The organism is Calothrix sp. PCC 6303, assembly GCF_000317435.1.
Classification (GTDB): Bacteria; Cyanobacteriota; Cyanobacteriia; order Cyanobacteriales; family Nostocaceae; genus PCC-6303.
Map to the genome: position 1 here is coordinate 2,319,963 of NC_019751.1, position 16,479 is coordinate 2,336,441.

15 protein-coding genes are annotated in these 16,479 nt (G+C 36.9%); 6 read left to right on the plus strand and 9 right to left on the minus strand.

What is annotated here, in order from left to right:
- Positions 1–16: 16 nt before the first annotated feature.
- The 7 genes from CAL6303_RS09470 to CAL6303_RS31420 form a co-directional block, all read right to left on the minus strand.
- Entirely contained in the window at positions 17–1,048 is a 1,032-nt protein-coding gene (locus CAL6303_RS09470) for an aldo/keto reductase (RefSeq protein WP_015197628.1), read from the minus strand.
- Positions 1,045–2,142 (minus strand): T3SS effector HopA1 family protein, encoded by a 1,098-nt coding sequence (locus CAL6303_RS09475; RefSeq protein ID WP_015197629.1) that lies wholly within the window; start codon positions 2,140–2,142, stop codon positions 1,045–1,047. Before CAL6303_RS09475 ends, CAL6303_RS09470 begins: the two co-directional genes overlap by 4 nt.
- A gap of 11 nt (positions 2,143–2,153) precedes the next feature.
- Positions 2,154–3,317: a phosphotransferase gene (locus CAL6303_RS09480; protein WP_015197630.1), complete on the minus strand. Its 1,164-nt coding sequence runs from the start codon at positions 3,315–3,317 to the stop codon at positions 2,154–2,156.
- A 505-nt stretch (positions 3,318–3,822) separates the two neighbouring features.
- Positions 3,823–4,065 (minus strand): hypothetical protein, encoded by a 243-nt coding sequence (locus CAL6303_RS09485; protein ID WP_158333137.1) that lies wholly within the window; start codon positions 4,063–4,065, stop codon positions 3,823–3,825.
- Positions 4,066–4,438: 373 nt separating this feature from the next.
- Positions 4,439–4,678 carry a hypothetical protein gene (locus CAL6303_RS09490; protein WP_015197632.1) on the minus strand — a complete coding sequence of 80 codons (240 nt, stop codon included), beginning with the start codon at positions 4,676–4,678 and terminating at the stop codon, positions 4,439–4,441.
- Positions 4,679–4,903: 225 nt separating this feature from the next.
- Positions 4,904–5,140 carry a hypothetical protein gene (locus CAL6303_RS09495; RefSeq protein ID WP_015197633.1) on the minus strand — a complete coding sequence of 79 codons (237 nt, stop codon included), beginning with the start codon at positions 5,138–5,140 and terminating at the stop codon, positions 4,904–4,906.
- Between the two features lie 442 nt (positions 5,141–5,582).
- A complete protein-coding gene (locus tag CAL6303_RS31420) occupies positions 5,583–5,708 on the minus strand; it encodes a hypothetical protein (RefSeq protein WP_255348453.1) in 126 nt (41 codons plus the stop codon).
- Positions 5,709–6,650: 942 nt separating this feature from the next.
- Here CAL6303_RS31420 and CAL6303_RS09500 point away from each other — a divergent pair.
- The 6 genes from CAL6303_RS09500 (at position 6,651) to CAL6303_RS28415 (ending at position 14,352) form a co-directional block, all read left to right on the plus strand.
- Positions 6,651–8,690 carry a lasso peptide isopeptide bond-forming cyclase gene (locus CAL6303_RS09500; protein WP_015197635.1) on the plus strand — a complete coding sequence of 680 codons (2,040 nt, stop codon included), beginning with the start codon at positions 6,651–6,653 and terminating at the stop codon, positions 8,688–8,690.
- 206 nt (positions 8,691–8,896) lie between these two features.
- Complete coding sequence (locus CAL6303_RS09505; protein WP_015197636.1) at positions 8,897–9,136, plus strand: lasso peptide; 240 nt, start codon at positions 8,897–8,899, stop codon at positions 9,134–9,136.
- Between the two features lie 390 nt (positions 9,137–9,526).
- On the plus strand, positions 9,527–10,411 hold the full coding sequence (locus CAL6303_RS09510; RefSeq protein WP_015197637.1) for a hypothetical protein: 885 nt from the start codon (positions 9,527–9,529) through the stop codon (positions 10,409–10,411).
- 45 nt (positions 10,412–10,456) lie between these two features.
- Entirely contained in the window at positions 10,457–12,283 is a 1,827-nt protein-coding gene (locus CAL6303_RS09515; protein WP_015197638.1) for an ABC transporter ATP-binding protein, read from the plus strand.
- A 175-nt stretch (positions 12,284–12,458) separates the two neighbouring features.
- Positions 12,459–13,541, plus strand: a complete 1,083-nt coding sequence (locus tag CAL6303_RS09520; RefSeq protein WP_015197639.1) for a D-alanine--D-alanine ligase family protein — start codon at positions 12,459–12,461, stop codon at positions 13,539–13,541.
- 163 nt (positions 13,542–13,704) lie between these two features.
- On the plus strand, positions 13,705–14,352 hold the full coding sequence (locus CAL6303_RS28415) for a hypothetical protein (RefSeq protein WP_015197640.1): 648 nt from the start codon (positions 13,705–13,707) through the stop codon (positions 14,350–14,352).
- A 95-nt stretch (positions 14,353–14,447) separates the two neighbouring features.
- Here the strand turns inward: CAL6303_RS28415 and CAL6303_RS09530 are convergent, their stop codons facing one another.
- Together CAL6303_RS09530 and CAL6303_RS09535 are read right to left on the minus strand one after the other, a co-directional pair.
- Positions 14,448–14,936 carry a hypothetical protein gene (locus tag CAL6303_RS09530; protein WP_015197641.1) on the minus strand — a complete coding sequence of 163 codons (489 nt, stop codon included), beginning with the start codon at positions 14,934–14,936 and terminating at the stop codon, positions 14,448–14,450.
- Positions 14,937–15,398: 462 nt separating this feature from the next.
- The gene (locus CAL6303_RS09535) at positions 15,399–16,427 is read right to left on the minus strand and encodes an ABC transporter permease (RefSeq protein ID WP_015197642.1); all 1,029 of its coding nucleotides are present in this window, start codon (positions 16,425–16,427) and stop codon (positions 15,399–15,401) included.
- Positions 16,428–16,479: the final 52 nt, after the last annotated feature.

Below are 16,479 nucleotides of genomic sequence, written 5' to 3' on the forward strand. Positions count from 1 at the left end.
TATTTATTTGATTTATTCAATAATTCCCCACCAAAAACCGTTCTGGGGAAACTTCATGAATATTCACCTTACTACGATGCAAATCCCCATAAAGATTAAGATAATCAATTTCTTCCTGACTAAGTTTGCCCTTTTGCACAGCTTGAATTGCCGCATCTACATGTTTACTATTTTGCCAACCTGCTAAGGCTACATCTACTGAATTTTGACTTAATGAATACCTATATAAATCTGGGACTGTAGGTTGCCAGCAACCAGATGGTAAACTTGGAGGAGGTTCCCACAGTGCATTCGACATCCCCGCAGATTTAAAGGTGACTATACCAGGACGCTTTGGATCGTTAGCATCTAAGTACGGAAAAACCTTCCTTTGTGCCGTACGATGGGCTACATTATGCCGCACCATCACCACATCTAATAAAGGACTGTCCATCCATTGTCGAGCTAAATCATGGTCGTGAAAAGATGCTCCAATATAACGTACAGCACCCATTTTTTTTAGTTTTTCCGACACACCAAACATCCTTTCAATTTGTCGCTGACAAATGCTATTTGCTCCCCGAATATCATCAGAAGCACCAATACATTTCTCGAATGAACTAGCATTATGCTCGTCAATCCAGCCCCAAAAGAAAACATCAATATAATCAATGCCCAAATCAATAAATTGGTCAAATAAATAAGTAAAAACTGTATCTGGAGTTCTAATCATGTAAGTGACAGTTGCAAGCACCACCTGCTCACGTAATAAAGAACCACGTCCACACAATTGACGCAATGCTGGACGCATTGAACTGTAGAGGTATTGATGTAAATCGCTGGAGTAGAAAAAGTAGTTAATTCCTTGATCAAAAGCATACAGAGTATCATCGCTCGAAATGTGACCACCACCGCCTAACCCCAAACAACTAACTGTTAAATTGGTTCGTCCGAGTTTGCGGTAAAAAGGTAAATCTGAATTGGGAAATCGACTATTTGCTAGGGCAAGTTCTTCTGCTGGGGTAATTATTGGTGGCTGTTGAATAGGGGCAATATTCGTAATTTTCATAACTTAATTACTCCGTAAATATCCTCAGAATTTGCATTCAGATAGGGGTGCTGCAACCCAATTTTTAAAGAAGCAAATTTTTGCACAATAGACACCATTCGCGCATCTGGAGAATTATTTCCTTGCTGCCAAGCATCAAATAAAGCATCAGCAACAATTTGACAGCGATTCATTCCAAAGCTTTCCTTTTCGGCAAATTTCTGATCTGGCTCTTCTGCGATCGCAAGTCCTGGTGCAATCATCTTAGTAAATAATGGCACTTGATGCTGAAAATAATTTCGATGCTTTTTATACAACCTTTCGAGGATTTGGTGAACCATTTCATAGTTGTGCTTGCCAAAATACAGCACTGCCGAATCATAGCGATTGTAGTCTGAAGGATTGTAAAGGGCTTTAAAATTGAATTCAATGAGGGCAGCATTAAGTTCTCTTGTCAAGCTTTCCATGACTGCCACAGCACCATCTGGAGTCAGGTTAAAGTATACCCGGACAATCTGTTGCCCATGGTAGGAACCTGCATCACCAACAGCCATATAAAAGCCATTTTGCACGAGGTTTTTTGGTAATTTAATTGCTACCAAATCTGCAATTATTGGTAATACTTGCGTTTGTAAATGGATTTTAGGGTCAATATGCAACGTCAGACCACCTTTGCATACAGCCAAAGTACCATCAGATTCCTCTTTGACTATCTGCCAATCCTGGCTAAAATAGCCCTTACCTTGGTTACTTTGATGTAAGCGATCGTAAAAAGCCAAATCAACACCTAAAAAGGTATTATTTTCTAAATTTTGGTTAACCGCCAAATCTTTTGTCTCTCCATCAAGTGCTAAAACACTTTGCAGGGAACCGTTGTAATAAATCCCGTAGAGAAAATGAGATAATTGCGCGTTTAAATACTTATTTTGTACATCCAACGATAACTGCTGAAAGCGCGGAAGTGTCTCTGCTTTTACCTCTATAGGTTTATAGTCAGGATGGCTAATACAAAATCTGGATTCTATCTGAATTTTATTAACGATATCTGTTAATGAATTATGTAAAGGTTCTGGAATAGTTGCTAGCTGTATTGGCAGCGAATCTAGTAGTTGCATAGTTCTTGCCTTTAACTAAAGGGAGATAAACTTGATGTAAGTTCCGATGCTTGCATACCAAAAATTGTGGAAATTGACGCTTCTGGACGACATAACAAAGATTTAGCGACTTGCAGCATACAGATACCTGTATTACCAAAAGATTTTTGATATTGCAGGTTTGATTGAATAGCGATAATCAAATTCCAACCAGCGAATTGGACAACTCGCGGTAAAAAGTCAGGACGATATTGTAGGATTTGTGGGAACTGATGGAGATATGCGATCGCTAACGCAATAATTGAAGGTTGTATGACTTCTAAAGGAGTCGTCGCCATCCGTAAAGATTCATCGATACTCATCGATTTACTGGTAATCATACTACTCAACCACAAATGTAGATAGCTGCCGATGAGTGTACCTAAATCAAAAGCCGGATCTCCCCAACTACACCTTTCCCAATCAATAAATCTAATTGTGCTATTGCCAACGCCTTGTTGCCAATCATCAGCCAAAAGAACATTATTTAATTTCAAGTCATTGTGCGTTAAACAACTGGACTTTAAAGAATTTCCCAGTTCAGCGATAGCTTGACCTAAACTATCATATCGTTGATACAGAGCAAAAAACTTCAGACCCTCAGCAGGAACTGAACCAAAGATTTCTGGGGTAACTCGTCCCAGGCTTTCAACTAAGCGGGGTCGTTTTTGAGAATATTCACTCTCCTGATCCTGGGTGAGAAAATTTTGATAATCTAAATGATTAAAAGTCAAATTATGGATATTACCTAAAATCTTACCGATTGTCGAGGCTATCTCTGGAGCAAAAATGTTTTCCTTTCCATAAAAAGCCATCACATCACAGTAATTGTCCAGATAGTTAAAAATAATAATGCAATCATCTGGATTATAGTGAACCCCCTCTGATATCCAATAACGCATCTGATTTAATTCAGGAAATCTTTGGACAAACTTCTGAATTAGCCATTCTCTAGAAAATTCACCTACCGCTTTTCCTTCTTGATTAAGAGGCTCTTGTTTGACTAAGAGTTGATGATTATTTGAAAAGCTAATTAATAAGTTAAAATTCTTGGCATATTTTAATTCAACTTTGCACTTATCCCGCTCTTGTGACGTACAAAAACCTTGTTTAACTAGATAATCAAAAATGTTATGGTAACTCAAAGAAAATGCCATATTTAATAAATTTGATATGATTTACATTTCAGGCAAGCGAAAAATAATTAATCAAGTCACGATAATTTTGATCTTTTTGCAAAAATTAATCTTTTATTTTCAACACCGAAAGAATGACTGGTATTGTTTTATAACAACTAATCTTCAGGTAATGAACAGTGCAAGCTTTTGTTATAGTTGTAGCCTACCCACAAGGATGATAAAACAAGACCGTTTAGTAGCATAGGCTATAACTTTCTCTTTATTGCTACAAAATGATGTTAAACCTTGTCCATGATGAAACTCGCAGTTTTTTTTTACGATTCAAATGCGTCATTGCCTAGACATGTTAGGGAAGCATCTCCCTCAGGAGAAAAGTAGTGGCTTCACTCCTATGGAAAGCTACGCAGACTACCAGCATAAGTCTAAAGGGCAGCCCTTTCAACACCCACTCAAGATCTTTATCAAAAACTACAGTTCTCAAGATAAACGAGGTTTATATGGCTTATAGATATGTATGTCACAACTAGATAGATGTATTAACGTTATTCTGCGTCAAAGCGTTGACAGTTTGACCATTAATATTAGCATTTATTAAATTTTCATCGCCCAAAATTACTAATTGCCCACAATCGAAAAATAAGGTTTCTAAAAAACCTGCTTGTATAGAATTTAGCTCATTATCTGTAAGATCAGTGAGAAATGTTTCAGAATCCTGTAGTAGATCAAAACCAGGAACTAATAAATCGTAAAGTTTTAGCATTGCCACTATTATCTCCTTTTAACATGGTAAAACTATGTCAATATGAGTAAATACAAACATGGTATTTATCAATATGTTTTTCGGCATCAGCTTGATTCATTTAAATCTAACCAAATCTAATTAAATCTAACTTTTTTGATTTTCCGATCTTCCGTTCTAATTATACGCACAATAAGCAAATAACTGGAAATAGATTTTTAGACATAATTCCTTGAGTTATGTCTAAAAATAAAATATTTATGCGTTGCTAGAGCACCAGTCCAGTAGAGATGAGTTGAAAAGCTATTACCCTGAAACTGTAGAATAACAGAGGGTAAAAATAATATAGCTGATCATATAAGCTCTTTAACTACTTTCAAGGTGTACTAAGAAAATTGTGCTAGCGTACTCTCGTATTAACATTACCTACCGTGTTGGCATTAATTGAGTTGCTATTAGCACTAAAAAGACTGTTAATCTGACTATTGATACTTATAAAGCTATTAACAAGGGAGGCTAAATAACCTCCTCCATTTGTATCCATTATTTGATCACTCGTTAACTCATTGAGAAAACTTTCAGAATCTGTAAATAAATCTGAACCAACAGGTACTAATTCAGCTATTTTGATATTAGACATTTCGATTCCTCTTTTCAGTTTGTCTATTCGGATGGATTAAATCCACATTTACGCTACAAATTTAGCTTACTCAGTGTAGGTGAATAAAGCTAAAAATCGAAATAGTAAATATTTGATAATTAAGTGAATAATACAGATAGAATAGATAAGTGAAGTGAATAATATTTAATATTTCTCACTTCACTATCATTCATTTTAAAAAAAAGTATCAATCACTTTTGGGAACTACAATATTACTGTATTAGCATTACCCAAAGTATTGGCATTAACGGTATTACCATTAGCAGATAATGCACTGATGCTAACGGCAATTGAACCAAAGCCACCAGCTTTAGAGAAAAAGTAAGCTCTTCCTCCAACAATTTCCATTTCTTGAGTATTTAACTCATTTAAGAAACTTTCAGAATCTTGAAACAGTTCGGAACCAGAGGGACGAAGTTCAGAAATTTTGATAGAAGCCATCGTTTTTCTCCTTAAACAGAAATGATTTCAGGAATTGTTTGTAGGAATTAAACCTTTGTGTTTAACTCTTGATTACATTGTTGATGAATAAAACTCAAAAATCAAGCTTTTTAATTACTATTTATAGACACAACCAAGAATTTTATGTCTCTGTATTTATCTAAAACTTTTGGATATAAAATTTTGCTTAAAATGTTTAAATAGATAGACTTAGGGCTTATTCTATAGGAAGCATTATATTATAAGTATCAACGTTTTATAGATAGTTTTGCAGACATAACTGCAATAGTTTTGTCTTTTCACTTAACTTAGTAAAAAGAGAAAATATAATTTTATTAATCATGATCTTTTGTAAATCTACCAAAAGATATAAATAGGGATTTTTATCAAGTTATAATGGTAGCCTCATTTGCGCCGATCTGTACTAAGTAACTCGACAAAATTAAACACTACATATCAGCCCATTAATCATCCAAGCAAGAGTTTTTAAATGACGCAAATCACGGTAGGTACTGTATTGACGTAAGTATCCTAATACCTGACTATAAAGTTGGGTTGAGTTTGACATGGTATTTTTTGGTAGAAGTCTAGTAACTTTACCATCTCATGTCTCTCGACCTTTTTTACTAAAATCCTTGATTTTACTAGCTTTTTTAGAGTTCTGTCAGGCAGTCAGAGATTCACCTTTTATTTTCATCCGTCCTGGTGTACGTCAGTTTATGATGGCTACTTAGAGTAATTTCCAGAACCTCGAACTTACGAATGAGTTTTCCCTATTTTTTACCTCTCAAAATTTCCCTCACCAGTTGCGATTAAAATTGCTCAACTCAGCGCAGGGATTCCGCAAACCGATCAAATCAACAATTACTCGCTAAGTCGTTACGCAAAATTATTAAATATAAGTAATCCGACTAAGCCCCAAGGACTAGCTAAGGCTGCGCCCATAACAAAGGCAAACGCCCCTACTCATCATCCTGAAACCACTGCGACAGAACCCAACTTAGTATAACTTTACCAAAAATTAACTATACTCGGACAAATTATATTTTTTTCATAAACTTTATCTACTTACGGTGTAGAATCTAAGTGTTGTATAGCTATATTAAGTTGTACGCAAACATCTACGTAAATTAAGTATTTTGCACTACACTTTTGTTTTAAGTGTAAAAAGAAAATTTAAGGTCAATAGTTGGAAAAACACTTCATATCAGGGTAAAGTAACAGCATGTTTTTCCTCTGTATACCTAATAAAATCATTCATCCAGTGGTTGATTTTTATTTTCGTGCAAAATTATTAAATATATTACTTATCTCTTGCAAGAGTATTTTTTTTGACAATCAGTAAATATTACCCGGCTTCTCGATAGAGAGATGTTCTACATCAAATCTTTGCCTGAAGTATTTATGGGAGGTGAAATTAAGTGATTTTTTGTTGTGACAAGATTTAGAAAAGATGAGTACTCAAGAATGAGTTTTCCCGTTTTATGCCACTAATGGAAGGAGTAAAAATATGAGCGGCATTATGGGAATACACTATTTAGATAGTCGTCCTGTAAACCAAAAGCATTTACAAAAGATGGTGGATATCCTTGTCCATCGGGGACCAGATGGTGCAGATATCTGGGTTGATGGGAATGTTGGTTTGGCACATAGGATGTTGTTGACAACACCGGAATCATTGAGTGAAAAGCTCCCAGGAAGTAACCAAACAGGGGATTTGGTAATTACTGCCGATGCACGCATAGATAACCGTGATGAGATCATTAGTAAGTTGCAGTTGAATAACTGTCCACCGGAAAACATCTCAGATAGTCAACTGATATTAGCAGCTTATGAAAAGTGGGGCGAGTCTTGTCCTGAGAATCTTTTAGGAGATTTTGCTTTTGTAATTTGGGATAAACGCAAACAATCTTTGTTTTGTGCTAGAGATCACTTTGGAGTTAAACCTTTCTACTACTATTACAAACCAGGCAAAATATTTGCATTTGCTTCCGAAATTAAGGCACTGTTTGAATTAAAGCAGATACCTCGGCATCTCAATGAGGTGAGGATGGGTGACTATCTATCATTAATGATGGAAGATCAGGTTATCACATCATATGTAGAGATTCTGCGATTGCCACCTGCACATACCATAATAATTAACCAGTCGGGATTGCAGTCTCGGTGTTACTGGTTACTTGAACCTAAACCAGAAATTAAATTACCTTCTAATGAAGCTTATGCTGAAGAATTTAGGAAAATTTTTACCGAAGCAGTACGCTGTCGATTACGTAGCGCTTTTCCTATTATCACTCATTTGAGTGGTGGCTTAGATTCTTCGGCAGTAACCTGCGTCGCACGGGATATACTTAGTCAAGAAAACAAAACTCCATTACATACTATCTCTACTATTTATGATGACATCAAAGAATGTGATGAACGTGAATACATTAACCTTGTAGTTGAACAAGGTGGACTAACTCCTCATTATGTCTATGGAGACAAATTTGGTCCGCTGTCGAATTTAGAAATGATTTTTAAGTATGAAGATGAAGGTTTATTAGGTCCAAGTCATTTCTATCCTTGGTTGGTAAATTGCGAGTCACAAAAATTGGGAATGCGAATCTCCCTTGATGGCTTTGATGGTGATACAACAGTTAGTCATGGGATGACTAGACTTACCGAACTTGCACATCAAGGGAAATGGAAAACTTTTTTCCACGAAATCAAAGCTGTTTCACACAACTGTGATATTCCAATACAGGATTTATTTCGAGGTTATGGGTTACTCAATTTCCGAAAACAGGCACTACATTTTCAATGGTTTAAGTTTTTAAAAGCTGTGCAACAAATCCATGAAAACTTTGGTACTTCACGGAAGAAGTTGATTATTTATTACGGATTTAAACCTCTTATATCAGAATTAAAACAGTTTATCAAAAAACTTATAAAAGGTCGTCCTAAACAGAATCAAAATATTCAAAATAGTAGTTCAGAAGTATCTATTATTCGCCGTAGCTTTGCTGAGAAAATTCATTTACATGAACGTATCCAAATGATGGATATTCCTAAAGAACAACCATTGACGCTTAGGGAAGAACATTGGCATAGTTTTAGCCAAGGTATTATGTCTTACACCTTAGAACAAATGGATCAATATGCAGCTATGTTTTCATTAGAAGCTCGTCATCCATTTATGGATAAGCGATTGATTGAATTTTGCATTGCTTTACCATCTGAACAGAAATTATTCAACGGATATGGACGCATGGTAATGCGTCGAGCCTTACAGGGAATATTACCAGAACAAGTGCAGTGGCGGGGAGGTAAAACTGATATGAGTACAAATTTTGATGATGGGTTACTCAATCGTAACAGGCAGATTTTAGATGATGTGATGTCTAATAAAATTCAATGTTTAGAAAAGTATGTCAATGTTAATTTTTTACAAGCAGCTTATCAGCGGATAGTGTCATCAGAAAAGCAAGCCAGTAATGAAGATATTTTTGCAGTTTGGCAAGCAGTTATCCTTACTTCATGGATGGAATATAAAAGGGTAACACCATAAGATTTTAAATTTTAACAGGAATTCACCTTGATCTGGCAACTCAGCAATCACTATTGAGTGCAGTTAATCTTAAATCTTGGCAGGTTGTGGATTTGGATGATGCAATTTTTCTCAACACCAAACTACACCGTAAGTCCAACTTCCAAGGGCACTACCAAAGAACAAACTAAACCTCAATTATCGACTCAAAATAAGGAGATTCAGTCATGAAAAAGAATTACAATGCACCTGTATTAACAGTTCACGGCAGTGTTGAAGCGATTACCCAAATGTTTGGTAACAGTAAAACCAGGAACGATTTTCTTTTCTTTCCTGCGGCAGGTACTTCAATCCAAGCGAATCAGCTTCCTAATGAATTCACCAATGGATTTAATACTGGCTCTATAGACGGGTGTATAGGACAATTGCCGACCAAGCAATGTCCGAATGGTTCTCAACCAATTTAGTACACAAATTTTGGTATTTCCATCAAAAGTGTATATCGAGGGAGATTTATCAACATCTCCAGGTTGATTTTGTCTTGGAGAAATCAGCTAGGCGATAGACACATCATGTAGTCAGTCTAAAGTCTGAGAAAATCTAATAGGGATACAACAATTTGTGTCTCTCCACAGTCAGAAAGTTTTTTCTTTCTTCTGACGCTGTGTTCAGTAGTAAGCACTTAAGTGCTTACTACTAACTTCCCAAAAGTTGAGGATATTGCTAGTCTGCGACAAGCCACTATGTCGTAAGACGACATGCTATGCTACGCGTCTACCTTACGTCGCAATGAAAAAATACTATAAATGAGATGCAACTTGGATCAAATTCATCTTTATTGCCTAAAAAAATAGCATATGAAAATATATCAAGCCTATAATTTACGGATCGTTTCTGAACTACAGATGCCAGAACTAATAGAAAGTGAAGGCGAACCTGATGTAATTGTGCGATTTGATCATGTTGATAATGCATCTGTTATGGAAGACGATCGCGGCAATTTTTTTGTCGGAAAAATGCCAGAAATAGCTGATTTTTGTATTAAAAACGGATCTGAAATTATTATCGACCCTTTCCCAGGAGTAGATGAAGGTCTTCTTCGGGCAATGATTTTAGGACCAGTATTGTGTGTATTGTTACGGCAAAGAGGATTTTTGGTTCTTCATGCTAGTGCTGTGAATATAAGAGGTAAAGCTATCGCATTTATAGGGGGTCCAGGCTGGGGTAAGTCTACTTTAGCGACGGCATTTCACACTCATGGTTATGATGTTTTGACTGATGATGTGATGCCAATTAAAGTTGGTTTGGGAGAACCTTTGGTATTTCCAGCTTATCCACAATTTAAAATTTGGCGTGAGGCTGCAACTTCTTTGGGACATAATGTAGAAAACTTTTCACCTATTTTTAAAAATGCGCCCAAATTATCTTATAAATTTTCTCATGGTTTCCAAGAAACTCCTCTTCCTTTACACCGAATTTATATTTTAGATAAGGGTGAAGAACACAAAATTAGTTCAGTTGCAGTTCAAGAGGCTTTTGTTGAGATATTACGCCATTCTCGCGCTACTAGTTTGGTGACGCATCAAAAATTTGTAGCTGAACATTTCAAACTTTCTACAGAGCTTATTCAGCAAGTTAGTTTTCGTCGCTTTACTCGCAAACCTTGTTTAGAAGATTTGCCTGAATTAGTGAAGATGATTGAGAATGATGTTGTGGGAATTAATAATTATGTATCTTCCTAAAAGTTATTGAATTGTTAAGTTATGAGTGTATAAGGTTTTGGTATTTTGAAAAGTAAAATTGATAGTGTCAAGAATATAATCTCTCATTTAGTCAAAACTTTTCAGTTAGTTTTTGCTGCATCTGGATTTTGGACTATAGCCTGGATGGTGATGCTGTTAGTGCAAGGTATATTACCAGCTATATCAATCACACTAATTCGAGAAGTAGTAGATAATTTAGTTTCAGTCAGTGGAAATGGTGTTTCTAGCGATACAGTTCAAAAGCTGATTATACCCATAGGATTGATGGCGGGTGTGATGCTGGTGGGGGAATTTTTTAACACGTCGGGTGAATGGATTCGCACGGCACAATCGGAATTAGTCAGCGACAAAATTACGAAGTTGATTCATGAAAAATCTCTGGCTGTGGATTATGGGTTTTACGAACATTCAGAATATAATGATAAGCTGAACCGAGCCAGGGAAGGGGCAACTGGACGGTCGCTAGGTTTGTTGGAAAATATGGGAAATTTAGTGCAAAATACTGTCACATTAATAGTGATGGCTGCTATTTTGCTTCCCTATGGTCTTTGGTTGCCGACTATTTTAATCATTAGTTCTTTCCCTGCTTTTTATGTATTGTTGTATTTAAGCAAGGTTCAATATAAGTGGTCTCAAAAAACTACCACTGATCGTCGCTGGTTGATGTATTATGACTATCTACTTACCAATAGTGCAACAGCGGCAGAATTACGATTATTTGATTTTGCTGATTACTTTCAAAATTCTTATCATAATCTACGCAAACGATTACGAAAAGAACAATTTAAATTATTAAAGCTACAAACTATTGGTCGCATTATCGCAGCAATCTTTGCTTTATCAATGACTGGTGTAGCCCTAGGTTGGATGGGAAGACAAGTATTATTAGGTATTCTTACTTTGGGTGATTTGGCGTTATTTTTCCAAGCATTCAATCAGGGGCAGGGTATTGTTAAAGAACTAATGAGTAGTTTAGGACAGATATATCGCAACAGTTTATTTATTGGTAATTTATTTGAGTTTTTACAAATAGAACCAAAAATTGTAGATCCACTTCAACCTCTTGCTGTACCGTCAAAAGTTCAGCAAGGAATCAAGTTTTGTCAGGTGACTTTCCGTTATCCTGGTAATGAAGAATCTGTGTTAGAGGATTTTAGCTTAACATTACCATCTGGAAAAATAGTGGCGATTGTTGGTGATAATGGGGCTGGAAAAAGTACACTTATCAAGTTACTATGTCGCTTCTACGATCCGGATTCTGGAAGTATTGAATTAGATGGAATTGATATCCGTCAGTTTTCAGTGAAAGCTTTTCGGAAGTTAATTACTGTTTTGTTTCAATCTTATATTCCCTATTACACTACGGCTGGTGAAAATATTGCTTTGGGTGATATTAATGCTGTGTCGAATCAAAAGGATATTGAAGTAGCTGCAAAATCTTCGGGGATTCACGATAAGATAACTCGTTTAAGTCTTGGTTATAATTCAATGCTGGGTAAATTATTCCCAGATGGGCATGATTTAAGTGGTGGACAATGGCAACGTTTAGCATTAGCTAGGGCTTTCTTTCGTCGCGCTCAGGTTATTATTCTAGATGAACCAACTAGTGCGATGGATCCTTGGGCTGAAAATGATTGGTTAGATAGATTTAGGGCTTTAGCTAATGGGAGAACGGCGATTGTGATTACTCATCGTTTCACGTTAGCGATGCGGGCTGATATTATTCATGTTATGCGTAGTGGGAAAATCGTTGAGTCTGGTAATCATGAGGAGTTACTGGCTTTGGATGGGTTGTATGCTCAATCTTGGAATTCACAGATGGAAACTAGTTGGGAGAAAACAACAGCCTAATTTTTATAGTTATGAATTTTGATAATGATAATAGTTGTATATGTGATGCTAAAAAGGTGATTTAGACGAATAAGCGATCGCACTCTTCCTCAAACAGCATTTTACGGATAAATTACTAAGTTAAACCATCTTGTGGTAATCTATTCGGAATTTGAGTGTTGCAAAGGCAGGGAAAATGACTAAGCTGCGGGTAGGTTTGCTATTTGGTGGTCGTTCGGGTGAACATGAGGTGTCACTCAAGTCTGCAAAGGCGATTTCTGGGGCTTTAAGTGCTGGTGCAAATGCCCAAAAGTATGAAGTTATCCCTTTTTACATCCAAAAAGATGGTAAATGGCAAGCTGGAGATACTGCGCTACAGGTTTTAACTTCCGGTACTTCTATCCAAAATCTGTCTGCATCTGCTAATTTGTGGGAATTGCCAGCCGAAAGTGCAAATATTGATGTCTGGTTTCCGATTCTCCATGGTCCGAATGGGGAGGATGGAACGATTCAAGGGTTGTTAACTTTGATGCAGGTTCCCTACGTGGGTTCTGGGGTGTTGGGTTCTGCTGCGGGAATGGATAAAATTGCGATGAAGTCTGTTTTCGCGCAAGCTGGTTTATCCCAAGTGAAGTATCAAGTTGTCACAAGGGCTGAAGTTTATTCTAATCCCTGTGTGTTTCCTAAGTTGTGCGAACGGATTGAAGCAGAATTAGACTATCCTTGTTTTGTCAAACCTGCAAATCTAGGATCTTCGGTGGGTATTGCGAAGGTACGTAATCGTCAAGAATTGGAAGCAGCTTTGGATAGTGCTGCTAGTTATGACAGAAGAATTATTGTGGAAGCTGGAGTAATTGCCAGGGAAGTTGAATGCGCTGTGTTGGGAAATGATCAGCCTAAGGCTTCTGTTATCGGTGAAATTACTTTCAGTAGTGATTTTTATGATTATGAAACAAAGTATACTGAAGGGAAAGCTGATTTGCATATCCCTGCACCACTTCCTGAAGATGTAAGTCGGAAAATTCAGGAGATGGCAATTCAGGCATTTATTGCTATCGATGCGGCTGGTTTATCGCGGGTTGACTTTTTCTATGTGGAGTCAACTGGAGAAATTTTTATCAATGAAATCAATACTTTACCAGGTTTTACTGCCACAAGTATGTATCCCCAACTTTGGGCAAACACAGGTGTCCCTTTCCCAGAATTAGTTGATCAATTAATTAAATTTGCTTTGGAAAGACATGCGCTGACTCCTATAGATGGCAATAAAAATACTTAAGTTTTTTAAAACCAAGTATTCTATATTTGTTCAGTAAACCTATTGATTTAGGTGATGATGCTTGGGATAATGCTACTAATATCCCAAAAATACTACGGATATTTAAGATGTAACACCTCCGGTACAATTAGTTATCGGAGGGGCATAAATCCGCAACATCATCATGGAAAAAAACGAGACAGTACAAGAGCATTCGTCAGAAGCATCTGCTCCTGAACCTGATATAGCAACGGTAAAATCCAAACCAAATGGGACGTTGGATTTTCTGCAACGTTTAGTTATTTATTGTCCATGGCTTTTGGTGGTAATTCTGCTAGGATTGTTTATTGGCGGCAGTGTTGTATCGTTAAATAGTTTGATTACTGTAGAAGATACACAACCAAAGCAGACATCTGAAGCTGAAATAGCAGAAGTTGTTAATCCCATTGTTGCACCATCTGAAAATACTAACCCAATACCCCTTTGGATGGTGGGTGCGATCGCATTAAGTTGTGCAAGTGGTTGTGTGGTAATTTTGAGGTGGCTAAATCGCCCTGTTCATATTCAAACCACCCATAAACATGTAAACCGTTATCAAGCGCGTTTGGCACAGCGTCGTCAACGGGATATAGAAACCAGTGTTTCTAAGAATACACTTCTAATGGTACCACCACCTCAAGTCAAGGAACCTACACCACAACCAAGATTAATCAAGAAAAATAAGCAAATGGTGACAATTTTACCAGCAATGCAAAACCAGGTTGTGGGTAGTAATGAATCGTTAGCTGAATCTATGGATATTAGGAAACAAAACGGTAGCCGACTTCTTTAAAAGGGAATGAGAATAGGTAAATTCTTATACTGAACAAGTTAATTTTGTGCATCTGGGAAAAGTTAAGTTTACAACTTTGTTATCCCGCGATTTTTCTAGTATTTCAAACCTCGATAAATACGTTTTTTCAACCCTTCTGTTTTTCTCTCTAAAGCTATGTGGAGTGAGTTATTCTCATTCGTACTAACCTTATACATGTTTCCTCGATAAGTCATAATTTTTTCTCTAGTGACTGATGGGGACTTTATTTTAGAAGCAGAGTTTGCTTCAAAGCTAGTTTCATTTTCAGATGTAGCAGACGGTTGCTGAAATTGTACTTCAGTGGGGGTTGATGCTGTTTGAATTGCATCCATAACTGCCTTAAATGGTTGTGATAACCACAGCGTCAGGACAATCCCATCTTGCACCAATAAACATTTAATCCCTTGCTTTTGGTATTCTTGACACATTCGTTCAGCTGCAATTTGAACACGCTGAGAAAATGAGATGCTGCGAGAGTAAGATATACCTCTCAAAACAAAGTTATCTAGATTTGATTTTACTGCTCCCATGCTAACTAGTTCTTCTACTAAAATAGGCTGCATAATTTCAGCAATCCTTATAATAATTTACATAATTAGCATATCAGCTTTAATTGAAACAAAATATACAATGAAAACGAAATTGTATGTTTTTCTTTTTGTGTAAGGGCGATTATTCAGTTGGTGATATACTCCTGTAAAGTTCGGCGTAAATAAGCCAACCATTACAAACAGACAAAAAGCTTGTTTTATTCGCTTTATTCCTTAGGTTCCTCTCCGCGTCTACTTAATTCTGCCTTCACGTACTAGTAAAGTATGGGGTAATTAAACCCCCAAAAATGGTTAATAAGCTGTGGCGCATTTAATTTGTATATTTAGACGCGGGCAAGACTTCGACGTGAGCGCTCAGTCCTTACCTCCGGTACACTTCGTTCCGACAGGCTCAGGAACCATCGAACGCTGTCCGCACTACAATAACTCTATGTTTTCCATTTATACAATTTAGCTGCACATCAGCTGATCTAATTAATACCTAATTCTTGGATCAATGTAAGCATTGAGGATATCAATGGCAATACTTGCTGTCACAACAATCGCTCCAAAAAATACCATAATTCCCTGTACCATAGGATAATCCCGCTCATTGATTGCTTCATATAATCGGTTTGCTAAACCGGGCCATGAGAATGTGACTTCTGTTAAAATTGCACCACCCAGTAGTGATGCGAAAGTTAATCCTAATACTGTAATTACTGGAATGAGGGCATTTTTTAAAGCGTGGGAAATAAGAATTTTGTTTTCAGAGATACCTCTAGCCCTAGCTGCTTCCACGTAGTCAGCTTGTAGTGTTTGTTTTAAATTCACCCGCACAATTCGCTCAAAAATACCACTTAACAGAACACCTAAAGTACAGCTTGGTAAGATTAAATATTGAACTGCTGTAAAAAACTCAGCGAATTTCCCACCCAACAAACTATCAATTGTATATAAACCAGTAATTCTAACTGGTGCCTCTAAAGTTGCGGGAAAACGAGTTCCTAAAGGTAGTAAATCTAAGCCAACAGCAAAGATTAATTGTAAAATCATTCCTGCCCAAAACATCGGCAAAGCATAGGTAATAATCCCAAATAATCGCCCACCGACATCTAAAGCTGTACCGGGACGAGAGGCAGAAATAGTCCCCACTGTTACACCAACAACCAAAGCGACAATGATACTAAATACAGCTAATTCGGCAGTTGCTGGAAAGTATTCTCCAATAATATCCCAAACTGATTTTCCGCGACTAGTTATGGATTTTCCCATATCAAATTTGAGGAATAAATTAGTTAAATAGTTGAGATATTGCAACCATATAGGTAAGTCTAATCCTAGTTGTTTTCTCATTGTTTCTTTGGCAGCTTCTGGTGCGCGTCCACCCAAAATTGCATCTACAGGATCACCTGGTGTTGCCCTCAGTAGAAGGAAAACCATAGTGACAATTGTTAATAGTTGCAGTGGTGCTAAAAATAACCTAGTGGTTATGTAGTATGTAAGAGCTTTGGAACGAGACATAAGTTATGCTGGGGCTAATTTGGCGATAAATATAGAGAGACGTGACATATCA